25 protein-coding genes are annotated in these 26,394 nt (G+C 66.6%); 8 read left to right on the top strand and 17 right to left on the bottom strand.

The features are described from left to right. The first annotated feature begins 70 nt into the window (after positions 1–70). Entirely contained in the window at positions 71–859 is a 789-nt protein-coding gene (locus tag JHW45_RS10445; RefSeq protein WP_272857639.1) for a Crp/Fnr family transcriptional regulator, read from the top strand. 150 nt (positions 860–1,009) lie between these two features. Further along, complete coding sequence (locus tag JHW45_RS10450) at positions 1,010–1,978, top strand: endonuclease/exonuclease/phosphatase family protein (protein WP_272857640.1); 969 nt, start codon at positions 1,010–1,012, stop codon at positions 1,976–1,978. Between the two features lie 45 nt (positions 1,979–2,023). Here the strand turns inward: JHW45_RS10450 and JHW45_RS10455 are convergent, their stop codons facing one another. The 4 genes from JHW45_RS10455 to JHW45_RS10470 form a co-directional block, all read right to left on the bottom strand. After that, positions 2,024–2,977 (bottom strand): mechanosensitive ion channel family protein, encoded by a 954-nt coding sequence (locus JHW45_RS10455; RefSeq protein ID WP_272857641.1) that lies wholly within the window; start codon positions 2,975–2,977, stop codon positions 2,024–2,026. 86 nt (positions 2,978–3,063) lie between these two features. Beyond that, on the bottom strand, positions 3,064–4,107 hold the full coding sequence (locus tag JHW45_RS10460; protein ID WP_272857642.1) for a hypothetical protein: 1,044 nt from the start codon (positions 4,105–4,107) through the stop codon (positions 3,064–3,066). Between the two features lie 123 nt (positions 4,108–4,230). Continuing rightward, positions 4,231–4,527, bottom strand: coding sequence for a PRC-barrel domain-containing protein (locus tag JHW45_RS10465; RefSeq protein WP_272857643.1), 297 nt, complete (start codon positions 4,525–4,527; stop codon positions 4,231–4,233). A gap of 325 nt (positions 4,528–4,852) precedes the next feature. Next, the gene (locus JHW45_RS10470) at positions 4,853–5,872 is read right to left on the bottom strand and encodes a ribose-phosphate pyrophosphokinase (protein ID WP_272857644.1); all 1,020 of its coding nucleotides are present in this window, start codon (positions 5,870–5,872) and stop codon (positions 4,853–4,855) included. A gap of 86 nt (positions 5,873–5,958) precedes the next feature. On the opposite strand from JHW45_RS10470, the gene JHW45_RS10475 reads away from it, so the two are divergent. Continuing rightward, positions 5,959–6,558: a 2-hydroxychromene-2-carboxylate isomerase gene (locus JHW45_RS10475; protein ID WP_272857645.1), complete on the top strand. Its 600-nt coding sequence runs from the start codon at positions 5,959–5,961 to the stop codon at positions 6,556–6,558. Beyond that, positions 6,555–7,331 carry an alpha/beta fold hydrolase gene (locus tag JHW45_RS10480; protein ID WP_272857646.1) on the top strand — a complete coding sequence of 259 codons (777 nt, stop codon included), beginning with the start codon at positions 6,555–6,557 and terminating at the stop codon, positions 7,329–7,331. The genes JHW45_RS10475 and JHW45_RS10480 overlap by 4 nt, the downstream gene beginning before the upstream one ends. 11 nt (positions 7,332–7,342) lie before the next feature. Here the strand turns inward: JHW45_RS10480 and JHW45_RS10485 are convergent, their stop codons facing one another. From JHW45_RS10485 to JHW45_RS10520, 8 genes are all read right to left on the bottom strand, one after another. Further along, on the bottom strand, positions 7,343–7,690 hold the full coding sequence (locus tag JHW45_RS10485; protein ID WP_272857647.1) for an H-type lectin domain-containing protein: 348 nt from the start codon (positions 7,688–7,690) through the stop codon (positions 7,343–7,345). A 103-nt stretch (positions 7,691–7,793) separates the two neighbouring features. Next, entirely contained in the window at positions 7,794–8,249 is a 456-nt protein-coding gene (locus tag JHW45_RS10490; protein ID WP_272857648.1) for a F0F1 ATP synthase subunit epsilon, read from the bottom strand. Between the two features lie 9 nt (positions 8,250–8,258). Further along, positions 8,259–9,683 carry a F0F1 ATP synthase subunit beta gene (gene atpD, locus JHW45_RS10495; RefSeq protein WP_272857649.1) on the bottom strand — a complete coding sequence of 475 codons (1,425 nt, stop codon included), beginning with the start codon at positions 9,681–9,683 and terminating at the stop codon, positions 8,259–8,261. A gap of 21 nt (positions 9,684–9,704) precedes the next feature. Continuing rightward, the gene (locus JHW45_RS10500) at positions 9,705–10,583 is read right to left on the bottom strand and encodes a F0F1 ATP synthase subunit gamma (RefSeq protein ID WP_272857650.1); all 879 of its coding nucleotides are present in this window, start codon (positions 10,581–10,583) and stop codon (positions 9,705–9,707) included. Between the two features lie 12 nt (positions 10,584–10,595). Then, positions 10,596–12,131, bottom strand: a complete 1,536-nt coding sequence (gene atpA, locus JHW45_RS10505) for a F0F1 ATP synthase subunit alpha (protein WP_272857651.1) — start codon at positions 12,129–12,131, stop codon at positions 10,596–10,598. Further along, complete coding sequence (locus JHW45_RS10510; RefSeq protein ID WP_272857652.1) at positions 12,131–12,697, bottom strand: F0F1 ATP synthase subunit delta; 567 nt, start codon at positions 12,695–12,697, stop codon at positions 12,131–12,133. The genes atpA and JHW45_RS10510 overlap by 1 nt, the downstream gene beginning before the upstream one ends. Positions 12,698–13,006: 309 nt before the next feature. Beyond that, on the bottom strand, positions 13,007–13,648 hold the full coding sequence (locus JHW45_RS10515) for a glycosyltransferase family 25 protein (RefSeq protein WP_272857653.1): 642 nt from the start codon (positions 13,646–13,648) through the stop codon (positions 13,007–13,009). Between the two features lie 151 nt (positions 13,649–13,799). After that, positions 13,800–14,594 (bottom strand): class I SAM-dependent methyltransferase, encoded by a 795-nt coding sequence (locus JHW45_RS10520; RefSeq protein WP_272857654.1) that lies wholly within the window; start codon positions 14,592–14,594, stop codon positions 13,800–13,802. 57 nt (positions 14,595–14,651) lie between these two features. Here JHW45_RS10520 and gloB point away from each other — a divergent pair, with 57 nt between their 5' ends. Both gloB and clpA read left to right on the top strand, forming a co-directional pair. Further along, complete coding sequence (gene gloB, locus JHW45_RS10525) at positions 14,652–15,398, top strand: hydroxyacylglutathione hydrolase (RefSeq protein ID WP_272857655.1); 747 nt, start codon at positions 14,652–14,654, stop codon at positions 15,396–15,398. A 221-nt stretch (positions 15,399–15,619) separates the two neighbouring features. After that, positions 15,620–17,944 carry an ATP-dependent Clp protease ATP-binding subunit ClpA gene (gene clpA, locus JHW45_RS10530; protein WP_272857656.1) on the top strand — a complete coding sequence of 775 codons (2,325 nt, stop codon included), beginning with the start codon at positions 15,620–15,622 and terminating at the stop codon, positions 17,942–17,944. 137 nt (positions 17,945–18,081) lie between these two features. Here the strand turns inward: clpA and JHW45_RS10535 are convergent, their stop codons facing one another. From JHW45_RS10535 to JHW45_RS10550, 4 genes are read right to left on the bottom strand one after another with little or no spacing between them, the layout of a single operon-like run. Then, positions 18,082–18,747: an aminotransferase class IV gene (locus tag JHW45_RS10535; protein ID WP_272857657.1), complete on the bottom strand. Its 666-nt coding sequence runs from the start codon at positions 18,745–18,747 to the stop codon at positions 18,082–18,084. After that, on the bottom strand, positions 18,708–19,835 hold the full coding sequence (locus JHW45_RS10540) for an aminodeoxychorismate synthase component I (RefSeq protein ID WP_272857658.1): 1,128 nt from the start codon (positions 19,833–19,835) through the stop codon (positions 18,708–18,710). The genes JHW45_RS10535 and JHW45_RS10540 overlap by 40 nt, the downstream gene beginning before the upstream one ends. Continuing rightward, positions 19,832–23,278, bottom strand: a complete 3,447-nt coding sequence (mfd, locus tag JHW45_RS10545) for a transcription-repair coupling factor (protein WP_272857659.1) — start codon at positions 23,276–23,278, stop codon at positions 19,832–19,834. The genes JHW45_RS10540 and mfd overlap by 4 nt, the downstream gene beginning before the upstream one ends. Positions 23,279–23,316: 38 nt before the next feature. After that, the gene (locus JHW45_RS10550) at positions 23,317–23,889 is read right to left on the bottom strand and encodes a hypothetical protein (protein WP_272857660.1); all 573 of its coding nucleotides are present in this window, start codon (positions 23,887–23,889) and stop codon (positions 23,317–23,319) included. A gap of 103 nt (positions 23,890–23,992) precedes the next feature. Between JHW45_RS10550 and hemB the strand changes: the two genes are divergently transcribed. Both hemB and JHW45_RS10560 read left to right on the top strand, forming a co-directional pair. Then, positions 23,993–24,988, top strand: a complete 996-nt coding sequence (hemB, locus tag JHW45_RS10555; RefSeq protein WP_419181794.1) for a porphobilinogen synthase — start codon at positions 23,993–23,995, stop codon at positions 24,986–24,988. Between the two features lie 70 nt (positions 24,989–25,058). Further along, a complete protein-coding gene (locus tag JHW45_RS10560) occupies positions 25,059–25,676 on the top strand; it encodes a lipid-binding SYLF domain-containing protein (protein ID WP_272857661.1) in 618 nt (205 codons plus the stop codon). Positions 25,677–25,726: 50 nt separating this feature from the next. Here the strand turns inward: JHW45_RS10560 and JHW45_RS10565 are convergent, their stop codons facing one another. Beyond that, a complete protein-coding gene (locus JHW45_RS10565) occupies positions 25,727–26,371 on the bottom strand; it encodes a GntR family transcriptional regulator (protein WP_272857662.1) in 645 nt (214 codons plus the stop codon). Positions 26,372–26,394: the final 23 nt, after the last annotated feature.

Consider the following 26,394-nt stretch of genomic DNA (forward strand, 5'->3'; position numbering starts at 1 on the left):
GCGCGCATGGCGGGCGACCTGCCCCGCCCCCTCTTTCCACGGTCGCGCAAAAGCCCTTATGGTGATCGGCATGAGCGAACACAGCCCCAGTTGCCTTGTCAGCCGCCTGTCGCGTTTCGTGACGCTGACCGACCGCGAATGCGACTTCATCGCTGAGATGGAGCGCGACGAACGGCCCCTGACCAAGGGAAGCCTTGTCGTCGGCGCGGGCGATCTGACCGAAGGCATCGTGGTGCTGAAATCGGGCTGGGCGGTGGTGACGGCGGATATCGCCGACGGGCGCAGCCAGATCCTGCGGATCTATCTGCCCGGCGAGATCATAGGTCTGGCCGAACTTGGCGCCTCCGAGGCGCATCATCGCATCGCGATGCAGACGGACGGGACGATCTGCCCGTTCCCGCGCAAGGGGCTGGCGCCGCTGATCGTGGACTATCCGCGGCTGGCGGCGCTGCTGATCGGGATCGGCAGCCTGGATCAGATCGCGCTGCGCCATCACGCCAGTTCGCTTGGCTCGATGGATGCGGCGCGCAAGCTGAAATTCTTTCTGCTGCAACTGCGGTCGCGTCTGGCGGTCGCCAATGTCGGGCTGGGCAACAGGTTCCACGTGCCCTTCAGCCAGGTCGAGATCGGTCAGGCCGTCGGGCTGACCTCGATCTATGTCAACAAGATGCTGCGCTCTTTCGTGGCCGCCGGCGAGATCGAGATCGAGCGTCCGTATTTCCGACTTCTGGCCCGCGAGAAATGGGAGGAAGAGACGGATTTCGTGGATGCGTTCGTGGAACTGGATACCTCATGGTTCCCGCCCCCCGACGCGGTTCCCGCCACGGATGCCGCCGACGACGCCCGCGTGGGCGCATAGGTGGCGGGGGTCGCAGGCTGGCAGACGCATCCCGGCCTGCGCGGGCGCCGTTTTCCTGTCCGGAAGTTGGGGCGAGGGGCGATCCGGCAGCCCCGTTCCGCACATGAAGATCAAGCGGCGGGATAACGCCGCAGTGAAGGAGGTCACGCCATGCTGTTCGATATTCTGCGCGCCCTGATCTGGCTGGCCGGACTGGGGGTTCTTGCCACGACCGTCCTGCCGCTGACCAATTCGACAAAATGGTGGATCAGGGTGTGGGACTTTCCGCGCCTGCATATTTTCGTCGCGGCGGTGGTCGTGGCCATTGTCGCCATTCTGGTGCTGCGCGCCGATTCGCTGATCATCGTCGCAATCATGGCGATCTGTGCGGCGTATCAGGCCCGCAAGATCTTTCCCTACACGACGCTTTCCCCGGTCGAGATCGAGTTCGCCCAGCCATCGGACCGACCGACGATCAAGCTGCTGGCCTCGAACGTGCTGATGGAAAACGACCAGCATCACCATCTGATCGACCTGATCGACGAGGAAGACCCCGATGTCCTTTTCCTGATGGAAACGGATCAGGTCTGGGCCGATGCGCTGGAGGAGAGCCTGTCGCGATATCCGACCGTGCTGCGCCATCCGCTGGACAACCATTACGGGCTGATCTTTGCCACCAGGCTGGATGCGACATCGGCCGAGGCGGTGTTTCTGGCCGATGACAACACGCCCACCGTGCTGTCGGAACTGCGGGCCCCGGACGGCGCCGCCTTTCACTTCATCGGCCTGCATCCCCGCCCCCCGGTCCCCGGTCAGGACACGGAAGAGCGGGACGAACAGATCCGGCGCGCGGCCACGCTGACCGAACATTCCGACCTGCCGGTGATCTCGATGGGGGATTTCAACGAAACCGCCTGGTCATGGACCGCGCAGCGGTTCAAGCATCACGGCAATTACCGCGACCCGCGCGTCGGGCGCGGTATGCTGTCCAGCTTCGATGCCCGCTATCCGGTGCTGCGTTTTCCGATAGACCAGCTTTACGTCACCGAGGGCATCGACCTGATCTCGTTCGAGCGCAAGCGCACCATCGGATCGGATCACTTTCCGATGGCCGCAGTGGTGGCGATCCGCGGCGCGTGATCGCGGTTCGCGGCGCGCGGTCGGCCCGGCGCCGATCCGGCCTTCCTATTCGCCCGCCTTCTGCGCCATCGCCTGCCGGCGCGGGCGCGGGACGTCGCCGCGCCCGGCGGGCCAACCCTCGCGCTGCTTGCTGCGATCGCCGTCCACCTCTTCGGTCTGGTCGTGAAACAGGTGGATCTGAGTCGGATAGGGCATGTCGATCCCTTCCTCGTCCAGCGCCTTGTAGACCGCCTGCAAGACCTCTCCGAAGACGTGGATCTGCGAGGCGCGGTCGGATTTCGTCCACCACCGCAGGCGCACCACATTGGCGAAATCGCCCAGCTCGACCGGGATCGTTTCGGGCGGCGGATCGCTGCTGACCCCCTCGACCGAGGCGCAGGTCTTCTCCATCAGCGCGCGCGCCTTGTCCCACGGATCGTTGCAGCCGATGCCGATATCGTATTCCGACCGGCGCATCGGAAACGCCGTGTTCACGACGACGCTGTCGGTATAGATCACCGCGTTGGGGATCACGACGCGCCGGCCGTCATAGGTGGTGATCATCGTCGCCCGCGTCTCGATCCGTTCGACCGTGCCCTCGTGCCCGCCCGAGATGATCTGGTCGCCCACCTCGAAGGGCTGGCGCAGCAGGATCAGGATGCCGGCCAGCATGTTCTGAAGGATGTCCTTGAACGCGAACCCGATGGCGACCGAGCTGACGCCAAGCCCGGCGAACAGATCGCCGGGGCTGACCGACGGCGCGACGATGGTGACCGCCAGCATCATGCCCACGATCGCCATCGCCCACCGCGCCAGCGATCCGCCGACCTCGCCCAGGCTGTGACGACCCCGGCGCGCGGCGGCCGAATTCACGAACCGGTCCAGCGCCAGCCCCAGCAACCAGAACACCCCCAGCACGATCAGCGCGACGACGATGTTCGGCAGCAACCTGAAGAACCCGTCCAGCCAGCCGTCCAGCTTGTCGAAGATCAGCCCGACATTGGTGTCTATCTCGTCCATGACGGCGTCCGATCCCGATCACAAAGCCCGTTCACAAGGATTTACACCCGGGCGCGGGCGGGGATGCAAGCGGGATCGGGACCGTCTCAGCCATGATCGTCCAGGCGGTCGCCGATCAGATCGTCGGGCCGGGCCACGTATGCGCCGCCGCATGCCGCAGCCAGTCCCAGCAACAGCGCCAGCGACACCAGCAACGCGACCGAGGCGATGGCATCGCTGGTGGCCTGCGCCGCCTCGATGGCCTGTGCCCGCGCGGCTTCCGCCGTCTCGCGCATCTGGGTGATCGCCGATTCGATGCGCGACTGGACGGTGGCGACCATCTGTTCGGCCTCTTGCGGGGTCACGCCCAGACGGCGTTCCAGCACCGCAAGCGCCTGTTCCTTGTCTTCCTCGGACAGGATGGCGTTCGGGCCGCCGACCATGTCGTCCATCAGCGCGTCCAGATCCTGGTCGATATTTCCGGGCGAGGCGATGATGTCGGCCATCGCCTGGCGAATCCGGGCCATCGCCGCCTGCTGTTCGCTTTCGCTGAACACGTTGCGGAACGCGGTCTGCGCCTCTTGCCGCAGATTGGCCTCGGTGATGCCGTTCTCGCGCAGCGTGGCCTGAACCTCGTCGGGCAGATCATCGATGGACAGCTGGTCGGCCAGTTCCGACGGGTCGGGCAGCGAGATGTCGTCGGGCAGCACCGCCTGCCCGGTCGAGACGACCGTGTCGGCCGCCCCGCTCAGCAGCGATCCGGCGGCACCGAACATCGCGCCCGCGCCCGTCACCGACGCCCAGGCCAGAAAGATCGTAGCCACCGACCACACCGCAGCCCCGTGCAGGACCGAGGCGATCATGCGCGGCACGCCCGCCATGCGCGCGGCGACGTATCCGCCCGCGCCAAGCGCGATCAGGTTGGTCACGATCAGGTAGATGCCCGATCCGATCCCGATGCCTTCGGTGGGATTGCGTTCGAATTGCGGGTCGATTGCGGTGGCACCGATGCCGATGCCGAAGGTCGTGAACAGGATCATCAGCGCGACCGCCACGACCGCGCCCGCAAGGATCGCGCCCCATGACACGCGGTGCACGATGCCGTCCCCGCGCGGCGATGCCGAATAGCCGTAGTTTTCGTTCGTGGGCATGGGGTTCTCCATTCGTGATTGAAGGCTGGCGGCAAGGACGATCCGCGCCCTGCGGGACAGATCGCCGACCGGCCGGCCCAGGCGTCGCCCGCCCGGCCGGTCGTCATGGATGCAACAAGAGGATCAAGCCCGATGCTCGGGCAGGTTCTTCAGCTCATCTTTGGTCATGGTGGTCTGGGCGTGAACCTTGCCGTTCTCGTCCCGCATGAAGTTCAGGCGCGACACGTCCAGCGCGACCTGCTTGGCCCCGATTCCCAGAAAGCCGCCGACATCGACGACCGCCTTGGCGTTCGGGCCGGTGCCGTGGATTTCGGACACATCGCCGATATTGCTGTCGTCGGGGCCATAGACATTGGCGCCCTGCAGCGTGGCGGAATCCAGTTCCTCGGGGCGAAGCGGGGTGTGTTTGGAATGATCCATAAGACCTCCTCAGCGTTTCATGGACAGCGGCGCGCGACATTGCCTGCGACCGACCCCGCAGGGTCGCGGCCGCGAGACGGGCGGCACCGCTGAGGCCCGGATCGGCGCAATCGCCCATCCTTGAAGCTGCGTTCCAGCCTAGGCGGAAAAGCGGCGCGGGATGCTAATATGGGATAAGGAAGCGCGCGGTTTCCCCGAAAAACGACGCGCACGCCGCCCCGCGTCCGACATTTCGTCACGGCGCGGGTGCGGATAGGCGCGGGCACGATCTGCGGGGGGCGGCAGGACGGCCAAGCCGATTCGCCGCACAACCGCCGGGGTGGCGTCAGGCGGCGGAATACAGCCCTTCGTAGATCGGCAGCAGCGTGTCGGTCTCGAACAGGCTGCTGACCGAGGTGCCGTTCCAGATGTTCAGGATCGCCTGCGTGAACATCGGCGCAGTCGGCACGATGCGGATATTGGGCGCGTTCTTCACCGCATCGGAGGGCTGGATCGAATCGGTGATGACCAGCGATTTCATCACCGATTTGCTGACCCGCTCGACCGCGGGGCCCGACAGCACGCCGTGGCTGATATAGGCATGCACCTCGGTCGCGCCGTTATCGACCAGCAGTTGCGCGGCCTTGACCAGCGTTCCGGCGGTGTCGCAGATGTCGTCGATGATCACGCAGGCCTTGTCCCTGACCTCGCCGATCACCGTCATCTCGGCCACTTCGCCGGCCTTCTCGCGCCGCTTGTCCACGATGGACAGGGGCGCGTTGATCCGCTGCGCCAGTTCGCGCGCCCGCGCGACGCCGCCCACATCGGGCGAGACGACCATCAGATCGTCCATCCTGCCCTTGAAATGATGCTGCACATCCAGCGCGAACACCGGCGAGGCATAGAGGTTGTCCACGGGAATGTCGAAGAACCCCTGGATCTGCGCGGCATGCAGGTCCATCGTCAGGACCCGGTCCACCCCCGCCTCGGTCAGCAGGTTGGCGACCAGCTTGGCGCTGATCGGGGTGCGCGCCTTGGCGCGGCGATCCTGCCGTGCATAGCCGAAATAGGGAATGACCGCCGTGATCCGCGCGGCCGAGGACCGGCGCAGCGCGTCGGTCATGATCAGCAGTTCCATCAGGTTGTCATTGGCGGGGTTCGAGGTCGGCTGGATGATATACATATCCTCGCCGCGGACATTCTCGAACACCTCGACGAAGATTTCCTGATCGGTGAACCGCTCGACCCGGGCATCGCACAGCCCGACATTGACGCCGCGATGCATCGACATGCGCCGCGCGATGGAGGCCGCAAGCGGCTTGTTGGCATTACCTGCGATCAGCTTGGGTTCGGTCATGACGGGCATGGGAAAGGGCCTTTGGCGGTTGCGTCAGATTGCGGACGGCTTAGCACCGCGATAGCCTGCGGGCAAACCAAGAAGGACCTCTCTTTATGGCCAGTATCGACTATTATCTGGGGACCATCAGCCCCTTCAGCTATCTGGCCGGCACGCGGCTGGAAAAGATCGCCGACCGGCATGGCGCGTCGATCACCTACAAGCCCGTCGATCTGTTGCAGCTGTTCGACCGCACCGGCGGCATCCGCCCCGCCGACCGTCACCCAAGCCGGATGGAATACCGCGCGCAGGAGCTGGTGCGGTGGGCCGAATATCTGGACATGCCCCTGAACCTGAAGCCCGCGCACTGGCCGGTGAACATGGCGCCCTCATCCTATGCGATCATCGCCGCGCAGCAGGCGGGCGGAGGCGATCTGGGCGGGCTGGTCCACGGGTTCACCCGCGCCGTCTGGGCCGAACAGCGCGACATCAGCGACGACGCCGTGATCCGCGACGTGCTGGGCGCGCACGGCTTCGATCCGGCGCTGGCCGACCAAGGGCTGTTCGTCGGTGCCGAAACCTATGGCCGCAATCTGGAACAGGCGGTCGCGGACGGGGCCTTCGGCGGCCCGTTCTATGTCGTGCGCGACAGCGGCCAGCGGTTCTGGGGACAGGACCGGCTGGAGTTTCTGGACCGGCATCTGGCCAGCCTGTGACCGGGATCTTCAGGCGACACTGGCCGGGCCAGTCCGACCGCCCGGCGCTTGCGCTGCACTGCATGCTGGCCAGCGGCAGCTATTGGGGCGGCATTGCGGGTCATCTGGGCGGGCGGGTCGATCTGTCGGGGTTCGACATGCCGGGCCACGGCCGCAGCGACGACTGGACGCCCGGCCCCGACGATCCCGATTATCACACCGCCGTCACGCGGATCGCGGCCAGCTTCATCACCCGGCCGCTGGACCTGATCGGGCACAGCATGGGTGCCACCGTGGCCCTGCGCCTGGCGGTCGCCGCGCCCGAGGCCGTGCGCAGCCTGACCCTGATCGAACCGGTGCTGTTCGCCGCCGCCCCCGATCCGGACGAACAGGCGCGCGACCGGCAGATGCAGCGATTGTTGTCCGAGGGACGCCGGGAAGAGGCGGCACGCGGCTTTGTCGCCGTCTGGGGCGCGCAGGATTTCGACGATCTGCCGGCGCGGATGCAGCAGCAGATGATCGACCGCATCCATCTGGTCGCCGCCGCCGGACCGACCCTGTCCCAGGATCGCGCCGACATCCTGCGCAAGGGCGGGCTGGAATCGATCCACGCGCCGGTCATGCTGATCTCGGGCCAGCAATCGCCGCCGGTGATCCACCGCATCGCCGGGGCGCTGGCCGAAAGATTGCCCGATGTGGGCCGCGCCACGGTGCCCGGCGCGGGCCACATGCTGCCGATCACCCATCCCGAACAGGTGGCGGGCCTGATCGCGGTCAATCTGGACCGCGCCTGAGGGAAAGCGCGTCAGACGTCGAAATCGTCCTCGTGCCGGACTGCGCCGATGGCCAGCCATTCGGCCCGGATCCGCGCGACCCGCGTATCGCCCCAGGTGCGGAACACGATCTCGAACCCGTCTTCGGTGATCCGGTCGAACGAGATGTCGGCGCGCTGATTGCTGTCGCCGCCGATGTCCCACATGCCGATCGAGACATGCACGACCGGCGCGGCAATGAAGGGCGCGGCGAAATCGACCCGGCGGCGTTCGACCCTGGGGCCTTCGCCGGTCCACATCTCGCCATCGGTTTCAAACGCCGAAAACATCATCGTGGCCCCGCGCGCCACGCCGACGGCGCTGTGACTGAAACGCTGCATCCGACCCTCCTGCGGGGCGACCTTACTATGCGGAATCCGCAACGCAAAAGCCCCGGCATCGCTGCCGGGACCTGCACTTTCAGTCACATCCGGACCGTCCGGTTCACTCGGGCACGGTGGCCTGATTGGGGTCCAGCCCGATATGGGTGCCAAGCGCCTCCATATCGGCCAGCAGCTTGACGGCGGCGGTCACGAATTCCTCGCCCGCCGATTGCTGACCGGCCTTTTCCTGCGCGGCCTTCTTCTTGCGATGCGCCTCGGTCATCATTTCGTTGAAGATCTCTTGCGTGATCTCTTCGCGGGGATGGCCGCGTTCGGCCAGAAGGCTGACGGAGTCGCCGTTGATCTCGGCAAAACCGCCGGTCACGGCGAAATCGGACTGCGCGCCGCCCTCGGCCACGACCGAGACAAGCCCCGGACGCAGCGTGACGATGGTCGGCGCGTGACCCGGCATCGCGGTCATGTCGCCGTCGGTGCCCGGCAGGCGCACCTCGCGCACCGGAACCGACACGAGGCTGCGTTCCGGCGAGACAAGGTCGAACTGCATGGTATCGGCCATTTCGCCCCCTTATGCGGCTTCGGCCGCAAGACGTTCGGCTTTCGCCTTCACATCGTCGATGTCGCCGACCATGTAGAAGGCGCCTTCGGGCAGGTGGTCGAATTCGCCGGCGACCACGGCCTTGAAGGACGAGATCGTCTTTTCCAGCGGCACCTGGACACCGTCGGACCCGGTGAACACCTTGGCCACGTCGAAAGGCTGCGACAGGAAACGCTGCAGCTTGCGCGCGCGTGCCACGGTCAGCTTGTCCTCTTCCGACAGCTCGTCCATGCCCAGAATGGCGATGATGTCCTGCAGCGACTTATAGCGTTGCAGGATGCCCTGAACGTCGCGGGCGACCTGGTAATGTTCCTCGCCCACGATGGAGGGGTCAAGGATCCGGCTGTTGGAATCCAGCGGGTCCACGGCCGGATAGATGCCCAGTTCCGAAATCGCACGCGACAGAACGGTCGTGGCGTCAAGGTGGGCAAAGGTCGTGGCGGGCGCCGGGTCGGTCAGGTCGTCGGCCGGAACATAGACGGCCTGAATCGAGGTGATCGAGCCGTTCTTGGTCGAGGTAATGCGTTCCTGCATCGCGCCCATGTCGGTGGCCAGCGTCGGCTGATACCCCACGGCCGACGGAATACGGCCAAGCAGCGCCGACACTTCCGAACCTGCCTGCGTGAAGCGGAAGATGTTGTCCACAAAGAACAGCACGTCGGTCCCGGTGGAATCGCGGAACTGTTCGGCCAGCGTCAGCCCGGTCAGCGCCACGCGCATCCGCGCCCCCGGAGGCTCGTTCATCTGGCCATAGACCAGGGCCACCTGCGATTCGGACAGGTTGTCGGGCTTGATGACGCCCGATTCCACCATCTCGTGATAAAGGTCGTTGCCCTCGCGCGTGCGTTCCCCGACGCCCGCGAACACGGAATAGCCGGAATGCACCTTGGCGATGTTGTTGATCAGTTCCATGATCAGAACCGTCTTGCCCACGCCGGCGCCGCCGAACAGGCCGATCTTGCCGCCCTTGGAGTAGGGGGCCAGCAGGTCGATGACCTTGATGCCGGTCACGAGGATTTCGGAACTGGTCGCCTGCGCGGCGAAATCCGGCGCCGGCTGGTGGATCGAGCGGCTTTCCGAGGTGTTGATCGGCTCGCCCTCGTCCACCGGCTCGCCGACGACGTTGATGATGCGGCCAAGCGTCGCGTCGCCGACCGGCACGGTGATCGGGCCGCCGGTGTCGCTGACCGGCTCGCCCCGGACCAGACCTTCGGTCGCATCCATGGCGATGGTGCGAACGGTGTTCTCGCCCAGGTGCTGGGCCACTTCCAGCACCAGCTTCTTGCCGTTATTGTCGGTTTCCAGCGCGTTCAGGATCGCCGGCAGGTGTTCTTCGAACTGCACGTCTACGACGGCGCCGATCACCTGTGTGATTTTGCCAGTGGCCTCTGCCATGATGTCACCTCTGCGTTACGGTCAAAGCGCCTCGGCGCCCGAAATGATTTCGATGAGTTCCTTGGTGATCGCCGCCTGACGGGACCGGTTGTATTCGGTTGTCAGCCTGTCGATCATGTCGCCGGCGTTGCGCGTGGCGTTGTCCATGGCCGTCATCCGCGCCCCCTGTTCGGAGGCCGCGTTTTCCAGAAGCGCCGCGAAGATCTGCGTCGCGACCGAGCGTGGCAGCAATTCGGCCAGAATCGCGTCCTCGCCCGGCTCGTATTCGTGGATCGACGAGACGCCGGCGGCGTCTTCGCCTTCGGGAATCTCGGCCGGAATGACCTGACGCGCGGTCGGGATCTGGCTGATCACCGATTCGAACCGGTTGTAGAAGATCGTGGCGACGTCGAAATTGCCCGCTTCGAACCGGTCAAGCACGTCGTCGGCGATCTCGCGCGCGTTCTCGTATCCGACACGCTTGACGTTCGACAGATCGACATGGTTCACGAACAGCTTGCCGTATTCGCGTTTCAGCTGTTCGCGCCCCTTCTTGCCGACGGTCAGGATGGTCGCCTCCTTGCCGTTCGCGCGCAGCCGATCGGCATGCTGGCGCGCCAGCTTGACGATCGAGCTGTTGAAGCCGCCGGCCAGACCGCGTTCCGAGGTCATCACCACCAGCAGATGTTTCTGGTCCGAACCGGTCCCGGCCAGCAGCCGCGGCGCGGTGTCCGAGCCGGCCGAATTGGCCGTCAGCCCGGCCATCACCGCAGCCATGCGGTCGGCATAGGGGCGCGCGGCCTCTGCGGCCTCCTGCGCACGGCGCAGTTTTGCCGCGGCGACCATCTGCATCGCCTTGGTGATCTTGCGCGTGTTCTTGACGCTTTCGATCCGGTTCTTGAGATCCTTGAGGCTGGGCATCTATTCCACCTCTCAGGCGCGAGTCTTGTTGTATTCGTCCAGCGCCGCCTTGATCGCGTCTTCCAGATCACCGGCGACCTTGCGGTCGTTACGGGTGATGTCGTCCAGCAGGGCCGATTTCTGGTTGCGCAGATATTGCAGCAGACCCTGTTCCCAGGCCACGACCTCGCGCACCGGAACCTGGTCGATATAGCCCTTGGTGCCGGCATAGATAACGATCACGATCTCGGCGTTGGTCAGCGGCGAATACTGCGGCTGCTTCATCAGTTCGGTCAGGCGCGCGCCGCGGTTCAGCAGGCGCTGCGTCGCGGCGTCCAGATCCGAGCCGAACTGCGCAAACGCCGCCATCTCGCGATACTGCGCCAGTTCCAGCTTGACCGGACCCGCGACCGATTTCATCGCCTTGGTCTGGGCGGCCGAGCCGACGCGGCTGACCGACAGGCCGGTGTTCACCGCCGGGCGGATGCCCTGGAAGAACAGTTCGGTTTCCAGGAAGATCTGGCCGTCGGTGATCGAAATCACGTTGGTCGGAATATAGGCCGACACGTCACCCGCCTGCGTCTCGATGATCGGCAGCGCGGTCAGAGAGCCGCCGCCATTGGCTTCGTTCAGCTTGGCCGAACGCTCCAGCAGGCGCGAATGCAGATAGAACACGTCGCCCGGATAGGCTTCGCGGCCGGGCGGACGGCGCAGCAGCAGCGACATCTGGCGATAAGCCACGGCCTGCTTGGACAGATCGTCATAGATGATCAGCGCGTCCATGCCGTTGTCGCGGAAATATTCGCCGATGGCGGTGGCCGAATAAGGCGCCAGGAACTGCATCGGCGCGGGGTCCGACGCGGTCGCGGCGACGACGGTCGTATAGGCCATGGCGCCGGTTTCTTCCAGCTTCTTCACAAGCTGGGCGACGGTCGAACGCTTCTGCCCGACGGCGACATAGACGCAGTGCAGCGTCTTCATGCCGTCGTCTTCGCGGCCGTTATAGTTCAGCTGGTTCAGGATCGTGTCCAGCGCAATGGCGGTCTTGCCGGTCTGGCGGTCGCCGATGATCAGTTCGCGCTGGCCGCGGCCGACGGGAATCATCGCGTCGATGGCCTTCATGCCGGTCGCCATCGGCTCGTGCACCGATTTGCGCGGCATGATGCCCGGCGCCTTCACGTCGGCGACGCGACGCTCGGTGGCTTCGATCGGACCCTTGCCGTCGATCGGGTTGCCCAGACCGTCCACGACGCGGCCCAGCAGGGCCTTGCCCACCGGCACGTCCACGATGGAACGGGTCCGCTTGACGGTGTCGCCTTCCTTGATCTCGCGGTCGTCGCCGAAGATCACGACGCCGACGTTGTCGGTTTCAAGGTTCAGCACCATGCCCCGGACGCCGCCGGGAAATTCGACCATCTCGCCGGCCTGCACCTTGTCGAGACCATAGATCCGCGCGATGCCGTCGCCCACGGACAGCACCTGGCCAACCTCGGCCACCTCGGCCTCCTGACCGAAATTCTTGATCTGATCCTTGAGGATGGCCGAAATTTCGGCTGCCTGGATTCCCATTATCCGACCTCTTTCATAGTATTCTGGAGGGAGGCGAGCTTCGAGCGGACCGAAGAGTCGATCATCTGCGAGCCCATCTTTACAATCATGCCGCCGATGAGACCTTCATCGACGCGGGTGTTCAATTTGATCTTCTTGCCTGATTTCTCGGCCAGAGTCTCGCGCAGGCGGGCCTGCTGTTCGTCCGACAGGGCGATGGCGCTGGTCACATCGGCGGTCATCTCGCCGCGTTCCACCGCGATCAGCGCCCGCAACTGACGCACCAGCTGCGGCAGCACGAACAGGCGGCGGTTCTGCGCCATCAGTTTCAGCGTGTTCGCCAGCGTCTGCGACAGTCCCATCTTCCCGGCCAGCGCGGAAATGGCGCGCAATTGCTGATCGCGGGTATAGATCGGGGACGAGATCAGGTCGCGCAGATCCTCGCTGTCGTCCAGCGCCGCGTTCAGGTCGTCGGTCTGCCGGGACAGGTCGTCCAGCCCCCCATCTTCCTTGACGATGTCGAAGACAGCCTGCGCATAGCGTCCGGCGATGCTCTGGGACATGGAAACAGAGTTGGCCACGGTCATCCTTTACGTTTGCGCAAGCCCCGTCGGCGGGCCGGGCATCCGTCCGGTCTGTCGCGGGGTGCGGGTCGCGGTCGCACGGCGTCTGGAGGGCCGTCCGGAAATCTGCGGCGTCTCTAGCAGGTGATTTCGCGGGCGGCAACAGGCAAGCACACGGAAATGAGAGGATTTGCCCCGACCGACTCTTTCGTGATCGCAGCCGCGTACAAGGGCGTCTGCGCGGTCGCGTTGCGTCATCGCCGGGCGTTCAGGGCGATGCCGCCGCCCCCGGTCGGACCGGACGCGGCGGCAGGTCGGCGCGGGTATCGGGTGTCAGAACCCGTGCGACAACTCGGCGCGGGACAATTCGCGACTCAGCGGCCCGCGGGCAAGACCGCGCAGCCTGTCCGCCGCCGATTGCGGACGTTCCACGGCTGCGGCATCGCGTTCCCCGTGCAGCATCGCCGGCGCGACCTCGCGATCGGCGTCGGCCAGCCAGTCGGGCGGCGCCACCAGACGCGGCCGGCTGACCAGCGTGTCAAGCCGGGCCACATCGCGCGGCCAGACCGCCTGCCGCGAACGCTCGGGGTCCTGCGCGGCCCCTGCCCCGTCAAGAAGCTGCCGCGCCCCGCGTTGCGACAGCGCATAGCCCGACGACAGGCCCGCGCCCGCCGCCAGCGGACGCAGCCTGACCCCCGGCGAGGCATCGCAGCCGCCCCACCGCCAGACCCGCGCCCGGTCATAGCAGAACTGCGTCAGATCCGCGTGCAGATAGCCGCCGGATTGCAGAAAACGCACGAAGCCCGGCATCAGCCGGGCTCCGTCCTCGATGATGATCGCGCCGGGCAGGTCGTCGTCCAGAACCCGCCGCCAGGCACGCCGGTGCAGTTCCGACCGCCAGCCGACCGGCGACGCGCCCCGAACCGTTTCCAGAACCTCGAACCGCAACCGCCGGAATCGCAGCGTTTCGGTCAACCCGCCTTCGCGACGCTGAAGCCCCGCACCACAAAGAACCAGGATCGGCCAGCCTTCCAACGCCGGGGATACGCAAACAGCACACATGACATCACACCATTCAAAACTTGCCACAGTCACAGCATAGGCGAATTCCTGCCCATGCGACACCTCACCTTATGGACAGGTCTTTCGCGGCCTCGCGGCGCGCGGTCGGCGCCCGTCCGGGGCGCGGCAGGCCCACACCCTCAAGGATCTCCAGCGGGCTGGGCACCTGCACCTTGATCCCGCGCCCTGCCGGGGTGCGCGTCTGCTTGCTCAACTCGACCAGCACCACACCCGCGATCAGCATCCGGCTGATCCGCGCGCCGGTGCGTTCCCACATCTGCGCGCTGCCCAGCCAGAAGCGCCGGTCCGAGGGCGGAATATAGACCGCCGATCCGTGCCACTCGGTCGCGAATCCGGCCTCGCGCATCTGATGTTCCAGTTGCCCGGCCGTATAGCTGCGCCCCAGCCCGAACGGCGTGCGGTCGGACGCGGCCCACAACCCGGCGCGGTTCGGCACCATCGCGATCATCCGACCCCCCGGCCCCAGCACCCGCCACGCCTCGGCCAGCAGCGCGGCCGGGTGGTCGCTGGTCTCAAGCCCGTGCAGCATCACCAGCCGGTCGAGACTGCCCGTGTCCAGCGGCCAGGCAGTTTCGTCGCACAGCACGCTGCGGTTGGGCTGGCCGATGGGCCACGGCATCACCCCCTGCGGCCCCGGCATCAGCGCAAAGATGCGCCGCGCGCTGGACAGATACGGGCGCAGCATCGGCGCGGCAAAGCCGTAGCCGGCGACATTCATCCCCTGCATCCGTTCGGCCGGCCAGCGCGTCACCAGCCGGTCGCGCAGGATCCGCTGCACGACGCGGCCCAGGGAACGCTGATAATAGAACCGTCGCAGATCGTCGATGTCGTGATGCATTGCGCCCCGGCCCGGCTTTTGTCACCCTGACCACACCACAGAGGGAAGGATTTGCCAATGCCGCTGGAACTGGTGACGCTGCGCTGTCTGAAGGACAACTATGCCTATCTGCTGCATGGCGAGGGCGGCACCGCGCTGATCGACGCCCCCGAGGCGATGCCGATCCTGACCGAGCTTGAGGCGCGCGGATGGACCCTGGACGCGATCCTGCTGACCCATCATCACGGCGACCATATCGACGGCGTGGCGGAAATCGTCAAGGCCACCGGCGCGCAGGTGATCGGCAACGGAAACGATGCCGAACGCCTGCCGCCGCTGGACGTGGCCGCGACGCCCGGCCAGCGGCTGACGGTGCTGGGCGAGCCGGTGGACGTGATCGACGTGTCGGGTCACACGGTAGGCCATGTCGCCTTCCATTTTCCGCAATCGGGCTGCGCCTTTACCGCCGACAGCCTGATGGCGATCGGCTGCGGACGCCTGTTCGAGGGCGATGCCCCGATGATGTGGGACAGCCTGACCCGGCTGAACGCCCTGCCCGGCGAGACGCAGATCTGTTCCGGCCACGATTATTGCGCGGCAAACGGCGCCTTTGCCCTGTCGGTCGATCCCGACAACGCGGCTCTGCGCGACCGTCTTGAGGCGGTGGCCGATTCCCATCGCCCCTGCTCGCCCGCCACGCTGGAGGAAGAGCGTGCGACGAACCCCTTCCTGCGGGTCAACGAGTTGCGCGACGCCCTGGGGATGCAGGGCGCGCCGGATGTCGAGGTGTTCGCAAGGCTGCGCAAGATGAAGGATGAATTCTGATGGAACGCGCGCGACACCGGCACCGGTTTGCATCGCCCGGCCGCTTGAAATCCGCCTCGCGCGACATCACATCTGCCTCAATCGTGGGAAAAACGTGCCGGATTGGCGAAATAGCACTTGATGCGGGACGCAATCCACCAAATCTTAACTGCATCGTGACAGTCTGGGCAGGTGGGCCGCTAGATATGCCCATACCGCCAGCCGACTGACAGGAGACGACCGTGCCAAGTTTCTCGACCTCTCTGGAACAGGCCATTCACCAGGCGCTTGCGCTGGCGAACGAACATCGACACGAGCTTGCGACGCTGGAACATCTGTTGCTGGCGCTGACCGAGGAACCGGATGCGGTTCGCGTGATGCGCGCCTGCAATGTCGATCTGGACGAATTGCGCAAGCTGCTGGTCGAATTCATCGAAGACGATCTTTCGACGCTGATCACCGATGTCGAAGGGTCCGAGGCGGTGCCGACCGCCGCCTTTCAGCGCGTGATCCAGCGCGCCGCGATCCATGTCCAAAGCTCGGGCCGGCAAGAGGTCACGGGCGCGAACGTGCTGGTCGCGATCTTTGCCGAACGGGAATCGAACGCCGCGTTCTTCCTGCAGGAACTGGACATGACCCGTTACGACGCGGTCAACTTCATCGCGCATGGCGTGGCCAAGAACCCCTCCTTCAGCGAAAGCCGCAAGGTCGTGGGATCGGACGAACCCGCCGAGGCCCGGCAGGCCGAGACCGCGCAGGAACCGAAAGAGGAAACGGCGCTGTCGAAATTCTGCGTCGATCTGAACGCCAAGTCGAAAAAGGGCGAGGTCGATCCGCTGATCGGCCGCGAGGGCGAGGTCGAGCGCTGCATCCAGGTGCTGTGCCGCCGGCGCAAGAACAACCCGCTGCTGGTGGGCGATCCGGGCGTCGGCAAGACCGCCATCGCCGAAGGTCTGGCCAAGAAGATCGTCGAGGGCCAGACCCCCGACGTGCTGTCGGGCGCCACGATCTTTTCGCTGGACATGGGCGCGCTGCTGGCCGGCACCCGCTATCGCGGCGATTTCGAAGAGCGGCTGAAAGCCGTCGTCAAGGAACTGGAAAACCACGACGACGCGATCCTGTTCATCGACGAGATCCATACCGTCATCGGCGCCGGCGCGACCTCGGGCGGGGCGATGGATGCCAGCAACCTGCTGAAACCGGCCCTGGCCGGCGGCAAGCTGCGTTGCATGGGGTCCACGACCTACAAGGAATACCGCCAGCATTTCGAAAAGGACCGCGCGCTGAGCCGGCGGTTCCAGAAGATCGACGTGAACGAGCCGACCGTCTCGGACGCGGTGAAGATCCTGATGGGGCTGAAGCCGCATTTCGAAAAGCACCACGAATTGCGCTATACCAATGACGCGATCAAGTCGGCGGTCGAACTGGCCAGCCGCTATATCAACGACCGCAAGCTGCCCGACAGCGCCATCGACGTCATCGACGAGGCCGGCGCGGCCCAGCATCTGGTCGCGGAAAGCAAGCGGCGCAAGACGATCAGCCCGAAAGAGATCGAGAATGTCGTGGCCAAGATCGCCCGGATTCCGCCCAAGAACGTCAGCAAGGACGATGCCGAGGTTCTGCGCGATCTGGAAGTCTCGCTGAAGCGCGTGGTCTTTGGTCAGGATGCCGCCATCTCGGCGCTGTCCTCGGCCATCAAGCTGGCGCGGGCGGGTCTGCGCGAGCCGGAAAAGCCCATCGGCAACTATCTGTTCGCCGGCCCCACCGGCGTCGGCAAGACCGAGGTCGCCAAGCAGCTGGCCACCACCCTTGGGGTCGAGCTGCTGCGTTTCGACATGTCGGAATACATGGAGAAACATGCCGTCAGCCGCCTGATCGGCGCGCCGCCGGGCTATGTCGGCTTCGATCAGGGCGGGCTTCTGACCGACGGGGTGGACCAGCATCCGCATTGCGTGCTGCTGCTGGACGAGATCGAGAAGGCGCATCCCGATGTCTTCAACATCCTGTTGCAGGTGATGGATCACGGCAAGCTGACCGACCATAACGGACGGCAGGTGGATTTCCGCAACGTGATCCTGATCATGACCTCGAACGCGGGGGCCTCGGACATGCAGAAGGCCGCGATCGGCTTTGGCCGCGACCGCCGCGAGGGCGAGGATACGGCCGCGATCGAGCGGACCTTCACGCCCGAGTTCCGCAACCGTCTGGACGCGATCATCAGCTTTGCGCCGCTGTCGCGCGAGGTGGTGGTGCATGTGGTCGAAAAGTTCGTCCTGCAACTGGAAGCGCAGTTGATGGACCGCAACGTCCATATCGAACTGACCCCCGAAGCCGCGGACTGGCTGGCCGAAAAGGGTTACGACGACCAGATGGGCGCCCGCCCGCTTGGCCGCGTGATCCAGGAAAACATCAAGAAGCCGCTGGCCGAAGAGCTGTTGTTCGGCCGCCTGATCAAGGGTGGCGTGGTGCGCGTGAAGATCGAAGACGACAAGCCCGCCTTCGACATCACCGGCCCCGACGCGCCCCGCATCGGCAAGTCCAGAACGCCGCTGCTGACCGCCGAATAACACGGACTGGCAGACAAGGCATCGACCCCGCCGCGACCCGTTCGCGGCGGGGTTTTTCATGTGCCGCTTAGGCCACGGGTGGCAGTTGTGCACATGGTCGCGGCGGCGCGAGGGCATGCGCCGCTGCGCTTGCCGAGTCAGTGTTCCCCGGCCTGCATCGACCGGTCGCGGCGCAGCCGGGCGGGGATCAGCCCGCGCAGCGCGTTGCCGCAAAACAGCTCGCCCCGCTCCAGATCGCCCGGCGTCAGCACCGCCTCCTCGGCCCGGCCCGAGGCCAGCAGCGATGCGCGCAGGACGCCCGGCAGCACCCCGCATGACAGCGCCGGCGTCAGCAGGCGGTCGCCCCGGCGCAGGAACAGGCTGGTGATCGTGCCCTCGCAGATGTCACCGCGTTCGTTCATCAGGATCGCCTCGTCACAATCCGCCGGCAACGCCGCCCGTGCCGCGTCATAGATGGGCCGGTGCGAGGTCTTGATCGCCAGCCACGGATCGGAACTGTCCAGACGCAGCGGCGAGACGACGACGTTCCAATGCGCCGGGTTCGCAGGCAGCTTTGCGTGGGTCAGGGCCACCCGCCCCGCCCGGTCGACCGTCAGCCGCGCCCGCCGCACGTCCGCGTCGCGCGGCAACTGCGCCAGCGCGCGGGCCACCGCATCCTCATCGAGGTCATATCCGACCGCCGCGCAATCGCGCCGCAGCCGCGCCAGATGCAGCGGCCAAAGCGCGATGCGCCCGTGTGTGGCGCGCATCGTCTCGATCACCGTCAGATCGTCGGGGACAGGTTCAGGAATGCGGCCTTGCACAACGCTTCCTCCCATTCCGATCCGCTGCGGCTGTCATGGGTGATGCCGCCGCCGACCCCCAGATGCAGCGTGCCCGGATCGCTCAGCACGGGTGAGCGGATGGCGACGCTGAACCGCATCGGCCCGGCCGGGTCGACCCACCCGATGGCCCCGCAATAGACGCCCCGCGCCGCGCCCTCAAGCTCCGCGATGATCTGCATCGAGCGGATCTTGGGCGCGCCGGTGATCGAGCCGCAGGGAAACAGCGCGCGCAGGATATCGGCTAGCCCCACCCCGTCGGCCAGCCGGCCCTCTACGGTCGAGGTCATCTGGTGCAGCGTCGCATAGGGTTCGATGTGAAACAGGCTGGGCACCCGCACGCTGCCCGGCACGCAGACCCGGCTGATGTCGTTGCGCAGCAGATCGACGATCATCAGGTTCTCGGCCCGGTCCTTTTCGGACGCGGCCAGCGCCGCCGCCGCCGCCGCGTCCTCGGCCGGGCTGCGCCCGCGCGCGGCCGTGCCCTTCATCGGCCGGGTGCGAATCCGGCGGGCGGGATCAACGGCGAAGAACAGTTCCGGGCTGCGCGACAGGATCGGCGGCCCGCCCAGATCGACAAACGCCCCCTCGCCCACCTTCTGACGCGCGGCCAGCGCGGCATACACGGCCAGCGGATCGCCCGACACGCGCGCCGTCATCGGAAAGGTCAGGTTGATCTGATAGGTGTCGCCCGCCTCGATATGGCGGTGGATCGCGGCGATGGCCGTGTCATAGCGCGCGCGGTCCCACAGCGGTTCGGGGGCCGAGATCGACACGGGCGACGCGCCGGGCAGGCCGGGCGCCGCGCGCGGGGCATCGAACACGCCCATCAGGATCAGCGGCACCCGGCGGTCGGGCGGCATCAGCGGCGCCAGCCGGGGGATCAGCGCATAGCCCAGCTCGTAGGCGAGATAGCCGGCCAGCCAGCAGCCGCGCGCCCGCGCCGCCTCGATCGCGGCCAGTGCCGGGCCGACGCCCGCCGCCGTATCGGCGCGGATCAGGGTCAGGGGGTCGGCAAACAAGGTGCCGCCGGGCAGCGGTCCGCGGTCGAACAGGACCCGCCCGCTCACGCCGCGGCCTTCGCCTTTGCCGCCAGATCGCGCGCGATGGCGAATGCGCCCTTGATACGGTCGGCATCGGTGGCCCAGTCGCGGCGCACCACGATCCTGTTGTCGGTGACCTTGGCCATGCCGTTCTGATCGGTCAGGAATTCGACCAGCCCGGCCGGGTTGGGGAATTTGTCCTGATGGAACTGGACCGTCGCGCCCTTGGGTCCGGCATCAAGCCGGGCGATGTTGGCGCGCTTGGCCATCGCCTTGATGCGGATCACGCGCAGCAGCGTGTTCACCTCGCGCGGCAGCGGCCCGAACCGGTCGATCAGCTCGGCGGCGAAACCCTCCAGCTCGACCTTGGTGGTCAGCTCGGCCAGCCGCCGGTAAAGCCCAAGCCGCACGTCCAGATCGGGGATGAAGCTTTCGGGGATCGTGACCGGCACGCCCAGATTCAGCTGCGGCGCCCATTCATCCTCGGGGGTGCCCTCGATCTCGCCCGATTTCAGCTTGGCGATGGTTTCCTCCAGCATCTGCTGATACAACTCGAAGCCGACTTCGCGGATATGGCCGGATTGTTCCTCGCCCAGAAGATTGCCCGCGCCGCGCAGATCCAGATCCTGCGAGGCCAGGTTGAAGCCCGCGCCCAGCCCGTCGATCGAGCCCAGGAATTTCAGCCGCCGCATCGCCTGCGGGGTCAGCGGCTGACGCGGTTTCGTGGTCAGATAGCAATAGGCGCGGGTCTTGGACCGCCCCACCCGGCCGCGGATCTGATACAGCTGCGACAGGCCGAACATGTCGGCGCGCCAGACGATCATGGTGTTCGCGGTCGGAATATCCAGCCCCGATTCCACGATGGTCGTGGCCAGCAGAACGTCGTGGCTGCCGTCGTAGAACCCGTTCATGCGCGTGTCCAGATCGCCGGCGGCAAGCTGGCCGTGGGCGACGATATAGCTGATCTCGGGCACGTTTTCGGTCAGCCAGTGTTCGATGTCGGGCAGGTCCGACAGGCGCGGCACCACGAAGAAGCTTTGTCCGCCGCGATATTTCTCGCGCAGCAGCGCCTCGCGGATGGTCACGCTGTCGAATTCGCTGACATAGGTGCGGATCGCCAGCCGGTCCACCGGCGGCGTGCCGATCACCGACAGGTCGCGCACGCCCGTCAGCGACAGTTGCAGCGTGCGCGGGATCGGCGTGGCGGTCAGGGTGAGCACGTGGATATCGCTGCACAACTGTTTCAGCCGTTCCTTGTGGGCGACGCCGAAATGCTGTTCCTCGTCGATGACCAGCAGGCCCAGATGCTTGAACCGCACGCTTTTGGCCAGCACCGCATGGGTGCCGACGACGATATCGACGCTGCCATCGGCCAGCCCTTCGCGGGTCTTCGCCGCGTCCTTCGTGCCGACAAAGCGCGACAGCGGGCGCACGGTGATCGCGGTGCCGCGGAACCGTTCGGCGAAGGTGCGGAAATGCTGGCGCGCCAGCAGCGTGGTCGGCGCGATGACCGCCACCTGCATCCCCTGCGAGGCGGCGATGAAGGCCGCGCGCATCGCCACCTCGGTCTTGCCGAAACCGACGTCGCCCACGATCAGCCGGTCCATCGGCCGGCCCGCCGCCAGATCCTCGGTCACGTCCTCGATGGCGGCCATCTGGTCGTCGGTCTCGCTGTAGGGAAAGCGGGCCGAGAATGCCTGCCAGTCATGTTCCTCGGGCTCCAGCACCGGGGCGGGCCGCAGCAGGCGTTCCGCGGCCACGCGCATCAGCCGGTCGGCGATCAGCTTGATGCGTTCCTTCAGCCGCGCCTTGCGGGCCTGCCACGCGCCGCCGCCCAGACGGTCCAGCAGACCCTCTTCATGGCCATAGCGCGACAGCAATTCGATATTCTCGACCGGCAGGAACAGCCGGTCGCCGCCCGCATATTCCAGCGCCACGCAATCATGCGGCACCCCGGCGGCGGTGATCGTCTCCAACCCGGTATAGCGTCCGATGCCGTGTTCGACATGCACCACCAGATCGCCTTGCGTCAGGCTGGTCGTGTCCTGCAAGAAGTTCTCGGCCCGGCGCCGTTTCCTGGCGCCGCGGATCAGCCGGTCGCCCAGAACGTCCTGTTCCGAGATGACCGCGATGGACCCAAGCGCGCGCCCGTCGGCCACGAACCCCTCATCCAGCGGCCAGACCGCCAGTCCGACCGCGCCCGCCGTGTCGGGCAGGCCGCGCAGATCGGCGATCGGGGCGATGCCGGTCAGCCCCTCATCGGCCAGCAGACCCGACAGCCGGTCGCGCGCGCCGTCCGAAAAACAGGCCAGGATCACGCGGTGATCGCGCGACAGCGCCTTCACATGATCGGCCAAGGCCTTGAACAGGTTGAGCTGTTCGGCCTGCCGTTCCGGCGCGAAATTGCGCCCCGGCCGGCCGCCCGCGTCCAGAACGCCCGGCCCCGGCGGCCGCGCCAGAACCGACAGGCGCAACACCCGATGCGCGGCCAGCCATGTCGTCCATTCGGCCTCGGTCGGGAACATCTGGTCGGGCGGCACGGGCTTGTAGACCGTATCGGCGCGGCCCTTGGCGGCCAGCGCCGCACGACGCGCCTCGAACTGTTCGCGGATCATCTCGCGCCGGGCGTCGATCACCTGTCCGACATGATCGTCCAGCACGACCGAGGCGCCGGGAAGATAGTCGAACAGGCTTTCCATGCGGTCGTGGAACCACGGCAGCCAGTGTTCGGTGCCGGCCATCTTGCGGCCTGCGCTGACGCCCTCATACAGCGGATCGTTGGTGCCGCCGCCATACTCGGCGCGGTAATTCTGCCGAAAGCGGGTGATCGCCGCCTCGTCCAGGATCACCTCGGACATGGGCGCGATCTCGATCCGGGACAGTTTTTCGGTGGTGCGTTGGGTTTCCGGATCGAAGCGCCGCGCGCCGTCCAGAACATCGCCGAACAGATCCAGCCGCACCGGCCCCAGATCGCCGGGCGGATAAATGTCGATGATGCCACCCCGGATCGCATAATCGCCCGGTTCGGTCACGGTGGGCGATTGCACGAACCCCATGCGGATCAGGAAATCGCGCAGCGCCGCATCGTCGATCCGGTCGCCCACGCGGGCGGCAAAGCTGGCCCCCGCCACCAGATCGCGCGCGGGCACACGCTGCAACACCGCGTTCAGCGTGGTCAGCAGGACGAACGGCCCCCTGATCGCGCCCTGCGCCAGGCCGGCCAGCGTCGCCATCCGCGCCGCCTGGATGTCGGGCGAGGGCGAGACGCGGTCATAGGGCGTCGTGTCCCAGGCCGGGAAATCCAGCACCGGCAGGCCGGGCGCAAGAAAGTCCAGCGCGGCGCGCATCGCGGCCATGCGCCGGTCGTCGCGGGCGATATGGACGACCGGCTGGCCGCGTTCGGCCTCGCGCGCGATCAGCGCCGCGTCATAGCCTTCGGGGGCGCCGGAAAGGATCAACTGTTCGGACATTCCGGGTCAGGTAAAGCGCCGCGCGGCGGTGTCAAGTGTCACAGCCCGTTGGGATGCATCAGTTCCCACAGCATCCCCCACAGCGCCGTCAGCGCCACGGCCACCACCGACAGCGCGGTGACAAGGCGGCGGTGGCGGATCATCAGCCGCACCGTCTCGGCACCCACCCCCTCGACCGGGCGTTCGCCCTCTTGCCCGGCTGCCAGCAGCGGGACCAGCCGGCGGGCCAGCCGCACGCGCATCCAGAACAGGATCAGGAACGGCACCAGCAACAGGGTCAGCGCCTGCGCCATCTCAAGCCCATAGCGAAAGCCGAAGATGGCAAGCGAGGTCAGAAAGAACGCCGACACCGCCAGGAACACCACCCCCTCGTGCCGCCCCAACTGCCAGCGCGGCAGCACCAGCGACAGCCAGTCCAGCAGACTGACGACGGCGGCGCTTTCCGTCTCGCCTGCCCGTTGGGCATGACGCGCGCGGGTCACGATCTCGGTCGGAACGCCCAGCACATTGCGGCCGGTGGCGGACCACATGCCGATCACGACCAGCCAGAACCAGATCGTCCCGAAGGAACGGCTGTCGAGGAAGCTGATCAATCCGTCGAATTGCGGCACGCGCGCGGTTCCTTGTCCTTGCTCGCGCGTGACCTTAGAACGTTGTCACGCCAAGGGAAAGCAGATGCCTGCCCCGCCCCGCAGCCGCGAAAGGATGCCGCCAATGGCCAGCCCGATCATCGCCCCCTTCCCCGCCACGCGCCTGCGCCGGCTGCGCCGCACCGCCAGCCTGCGCGCCATGGTGGCCGAGGTGAACCTGACGCCCGCCAACCTGATCTGGCCGATCTTCGTGACCGAGGTGGCCGGCGCCGAGGGCGAGATCGCCTCGATGCCGGGGGTCGAGCGGCTGACGCTGGACGGGGCGCGGCGCGCGGCGGAACGGGCCGCGCGGCTGGATATTCCGGCGATCTGCATCTTTCCTCATTCCGATCAATCGCTTAAGACGGAAACCTGCGAACGCGCGTGGGACCCTGACAATATCGGCAACCGCGCCATCCGCGCCGTTAAGGAAACGGTGCCCGATCTGGCGGTGATGACCGATATCGCGCTGGACCCCTATAACGCCAACGGCCATGACGGGATCGTGGTGGACGGCGAAATCCTGAACGACGAGACGGTCGAGGCGCTGGTGCGCATGGCGCTGGCCCAGGCCGAGGCGGGTGCCGACATCCTTGGCCCAAGCGACATGATGGACGGCCGCATCGGCGCGCTGCGCGGCGCGATGGAGGCGGCGGGCCACAAACATGTCGCGATCCTGTCCTATGCCGCGAAATTCGCCAGCGCCTTCTATGGCCCGTTCCGCGATGCGGTGGGTGCCTCGGGCCGGCTGGTGGGCGACAAGAAGACCTATCAGGTCAACCCTGCCAATCGCGGCGAGGCGTTGCGCTGCGTCGCCCGCGACCTGGCCGAGGGCGCCGACATGGTCATGGTAAAGCCGGGCCTGCCCTATTTGGATATCTGCCGGGCGGTAAAGGACGAATTCGGCGCACCGACCTTTGCCTATCAGGTCAGCGGCGAATACGCGATGCTGGAGGGCGCGATCCGCAACGGCTGGCTGTCGCGCGAGGCGATGGCGGAAAGCCTCGTCTCGTTCCGCCGGGCGGGCTGCGACGGGGTGCTCAGCTATTTTGCGCCCATGGTTGCCGAAATGCTGGCATGAGAGGGCGGCCTCGCGTATCGTCAGCCCAAGCGGGCCGCAAGTGTCCTGCACAATGAGGCGAGGCGACAAAATGAACAAATCCAACATGATGAGCCGCCGTGGAATACTGGCCGGCGGCGGCGCGGCGCTGGTTCTGGCGGGGTGCAGCAACGCGGTCGGCGGCAATGCCGCGGCGCAGCTGGACGCGCGGGTGGACCAGACGCATCAATATCTTCTTCAGACCTATCCCAATGCCGCCCCCCTGGTGCAGAACGCCAAGGGCGTGCTGTACATGCCGCTGATGACCGAGGCTGCGTTGGGCGTCGGCGGCTCCTATGGCCAGGGGGCTTTGCGCATCGGCGGGGCGACGGTCGATTACTATTCCGCGACCCAGGCCTCGGTCGGCTTTCAGGCCGGCGCGCAGCAATATGCGCATGTGCTGATCTTCCAGACCGATCAGGCGCTGGCCGCGTTCCGCGGCGCGACCGGATGGGTCGCGGGGGCGGATGCGTTCTACGCGATCCCCGCCGGCGGGATGAGCTTGGGCGCCGACACCATCACCGCCCAGTATCCGGTCGTCGCGATGATCTTCGGCCAGTCCGGGCTGATGGCCGGCGCGGCGATCGAGGGCACCAAATACACGCGCATCATCCCGTCGGGCCTGATCGATTTCGGCAGCCTCGGCCTGCCCAGCATGCAGCGCGGCTGACGCACGCGCGGTCCGCACGGGGCCGCGCAGGGTCGTCGCGTTCGGGGACGTCAGGCGGCGGTCAGGTGGCGCAGCCCGTGGGTCACATCGGCCCGCACCGCCAGGCGCAGCGCCGGTTCGTCGCCCGCCCGCAGCGCGGCCAGGATCATCCGGTGATGGCGCGGCGGCTCGTTCCGCCGGACCCGCCCGTAAAGCGCCCGCATCGTCGGGCCCAGTTGCAGCCAGATCGTTTCCAGCATCGCCAGCATCGCCGGCGCCTGCGCCCGCAGATACAGCATCCGGTGAAAATCCAGGTTGCAGCGGATATAGCCGACCGCGTCGTGGCGCTCGACCGCATCCGCGATCCGGCCGTTGATCTGCGCCAGCCGGTCGATCAGCGCGAAATGCGCCCGCGGCAGGGCGCGCGCCGCCAGTTCCGGCTCGATCAGCGCGCGCAGGGCGGCCAGTTCCTCGATCCGTTCGTCCGACAGTTCCGGCGTCGCGACCCGCCCCGACGCCGACAGCGTCAGCGCGCCTTCGGCGACCAGCCGCCGCACCGCCTCGCGCGCCGGCGTCATCGAGACGTGATATTCCCGCGCCAGACCGCGCAGCGTCAGCGGCAGCCCCGGCGCCAGTTCGCCCAGCATGATCCGGCCGCGCAGGCTGCGGTACAGACGCTCATGCGCGGCGGGGTCGGCGGTTCTTGCGGCGGTCATGCGTCATCTGTGATCACGAATCG

This window comes from Paracoccus stylophorae (assembly GCF_028553765.1).
Lineage (GTDB): Bacteria > Pseudomonadota > Alphaproteobacteria > Rhodobacterales > Rhodobacteraceae > Paracoccus > Paracoccus stylophorae.

Coding starts and splice junctions, on each gene's coding strand:
- JHW45_RS10445 (WP_272857639.1), top strand. CDS start 71: ATGAGCGAACACAGCCCCAGTTGCCTTGTCAGCCGCCTGTCGCGTTTC.
- JHW45_RS10450 (WP_272857640.1), top strand. CDS start 1,010: ATGCTGTTCGATATTCTGCGCGCCCTGATCTGGCTGGCCGGACTGGGG.
- JHW45_RS10455 (WP_272857641.1), bottom strand. CDS start 2,977: ATGGACGAGATAGACACCAATGTCGGGCTGATCTTCGACAAGCTGGAC.
- JHW45_RS10460 (WP_272857642.1), bottom strand. CDS start 4,107: ATGCCCACGAACGAAAACTACGGCTATTCGGCATCGCCGCGCGGGGAC.
- JHW45_RS10465 (WP_272857643.1), bottom strand. CDS start 4,527: ATGGATCATTCCAAACACACCCCGCTTCGCCCCGAGGAACTGGATTCC.
- JHW45_RS10470 (WP_272857644.1), bottom strand. CDS start 5,872: ATGCCCGTCATGACCGAACCCAAGCTGATCGCAGGTAATGCCAACAAG.
- JHW45_RS10475 (WP_272857645.1), top strand. CDS start 5,959: ATGGCCAGTATCGACTATTATCTGGGGACCATCAGCCCCTTCAGCTAT.
- JHW45_RS10485 (WP_272857647.1), bottom strand. CDS start 7,690: ATGCAGCGTTTCAGTCACAGCGCCGTCGGCGTGGCGCGCGGGGCCACG.
- JHW45_RS10490 (WP_272857648.1), bottom strand. CDS start 8,249: ATGGCCGATACCATGCAGTTCGACCTTGTCTCGCCGGAACGCAGCCTC.
- atpD (WP_272857649.1), bottom strand. CDS start 9,683: ATGGCAGAGGCCACTGGCAAAATCACACAGGTGATCGGCGCCGTCGTA.
- JHW45_RS10500 (WP_272857650.1), bottom strand. CDS start 10,583: ATGCCCAGCCTCAAGGATCTCAAGAACCGGATCGAAAGCGTCAAGAAC.
- atpA (WP_272857651.1), bottom strand. CDS start 12,131: ATGGGAATCCAGGCAGCCGAAATTTCGGCCATCCTCAAGGATCAGATC.
- JHW45_RS10510 (WP_272857652.1), bottom strand. CDS start 12,697: ATGACCGTGGCCAACTCTGTTTCCATGTCCCAGAGCATCGCCGGACGC.
- JHW45_RS10520 (WP_272857654.1), bottom strand. CDS start 14,594: ATGCATCACGACATCGACGATCTGCGACGGTTCTATTATCAGCGTTCC.
- gloB (WP_272857655.1), top strand. CDS start 14,652: ATGCCGCTGGAACTGGTGACGCTGCGCTGTCTGAAGGACAACTATGCC.
- mfd (WP_272857659.1), bottom strand. CDS start 23,278: ATGTCCGAACAGTTGATCCTTTCCGGCGCCCCCGAAGGCTATGACGCG.
- hemB (WP_419181794.1), top strand. CDS start 23,993: ATGGCCAGCCCGATCATCGCCCCCTTCCCCGCCACGCGCCTGCGCCGG.
- JHW45_RS10560 (WP_272857661.1), top strand. CDS start 25,059: ATGAACAAATCCAACATGATGAGCCGCCGTGGAATACTGGCCGGCGGC.
- JHW45_RS10565 (WP_272857662.1), bottom strand. CDS start 26,371: ATGACCGCCGCAAGAACCGCCGACCCCGCCGCGCATGAGCGTCTGTAC.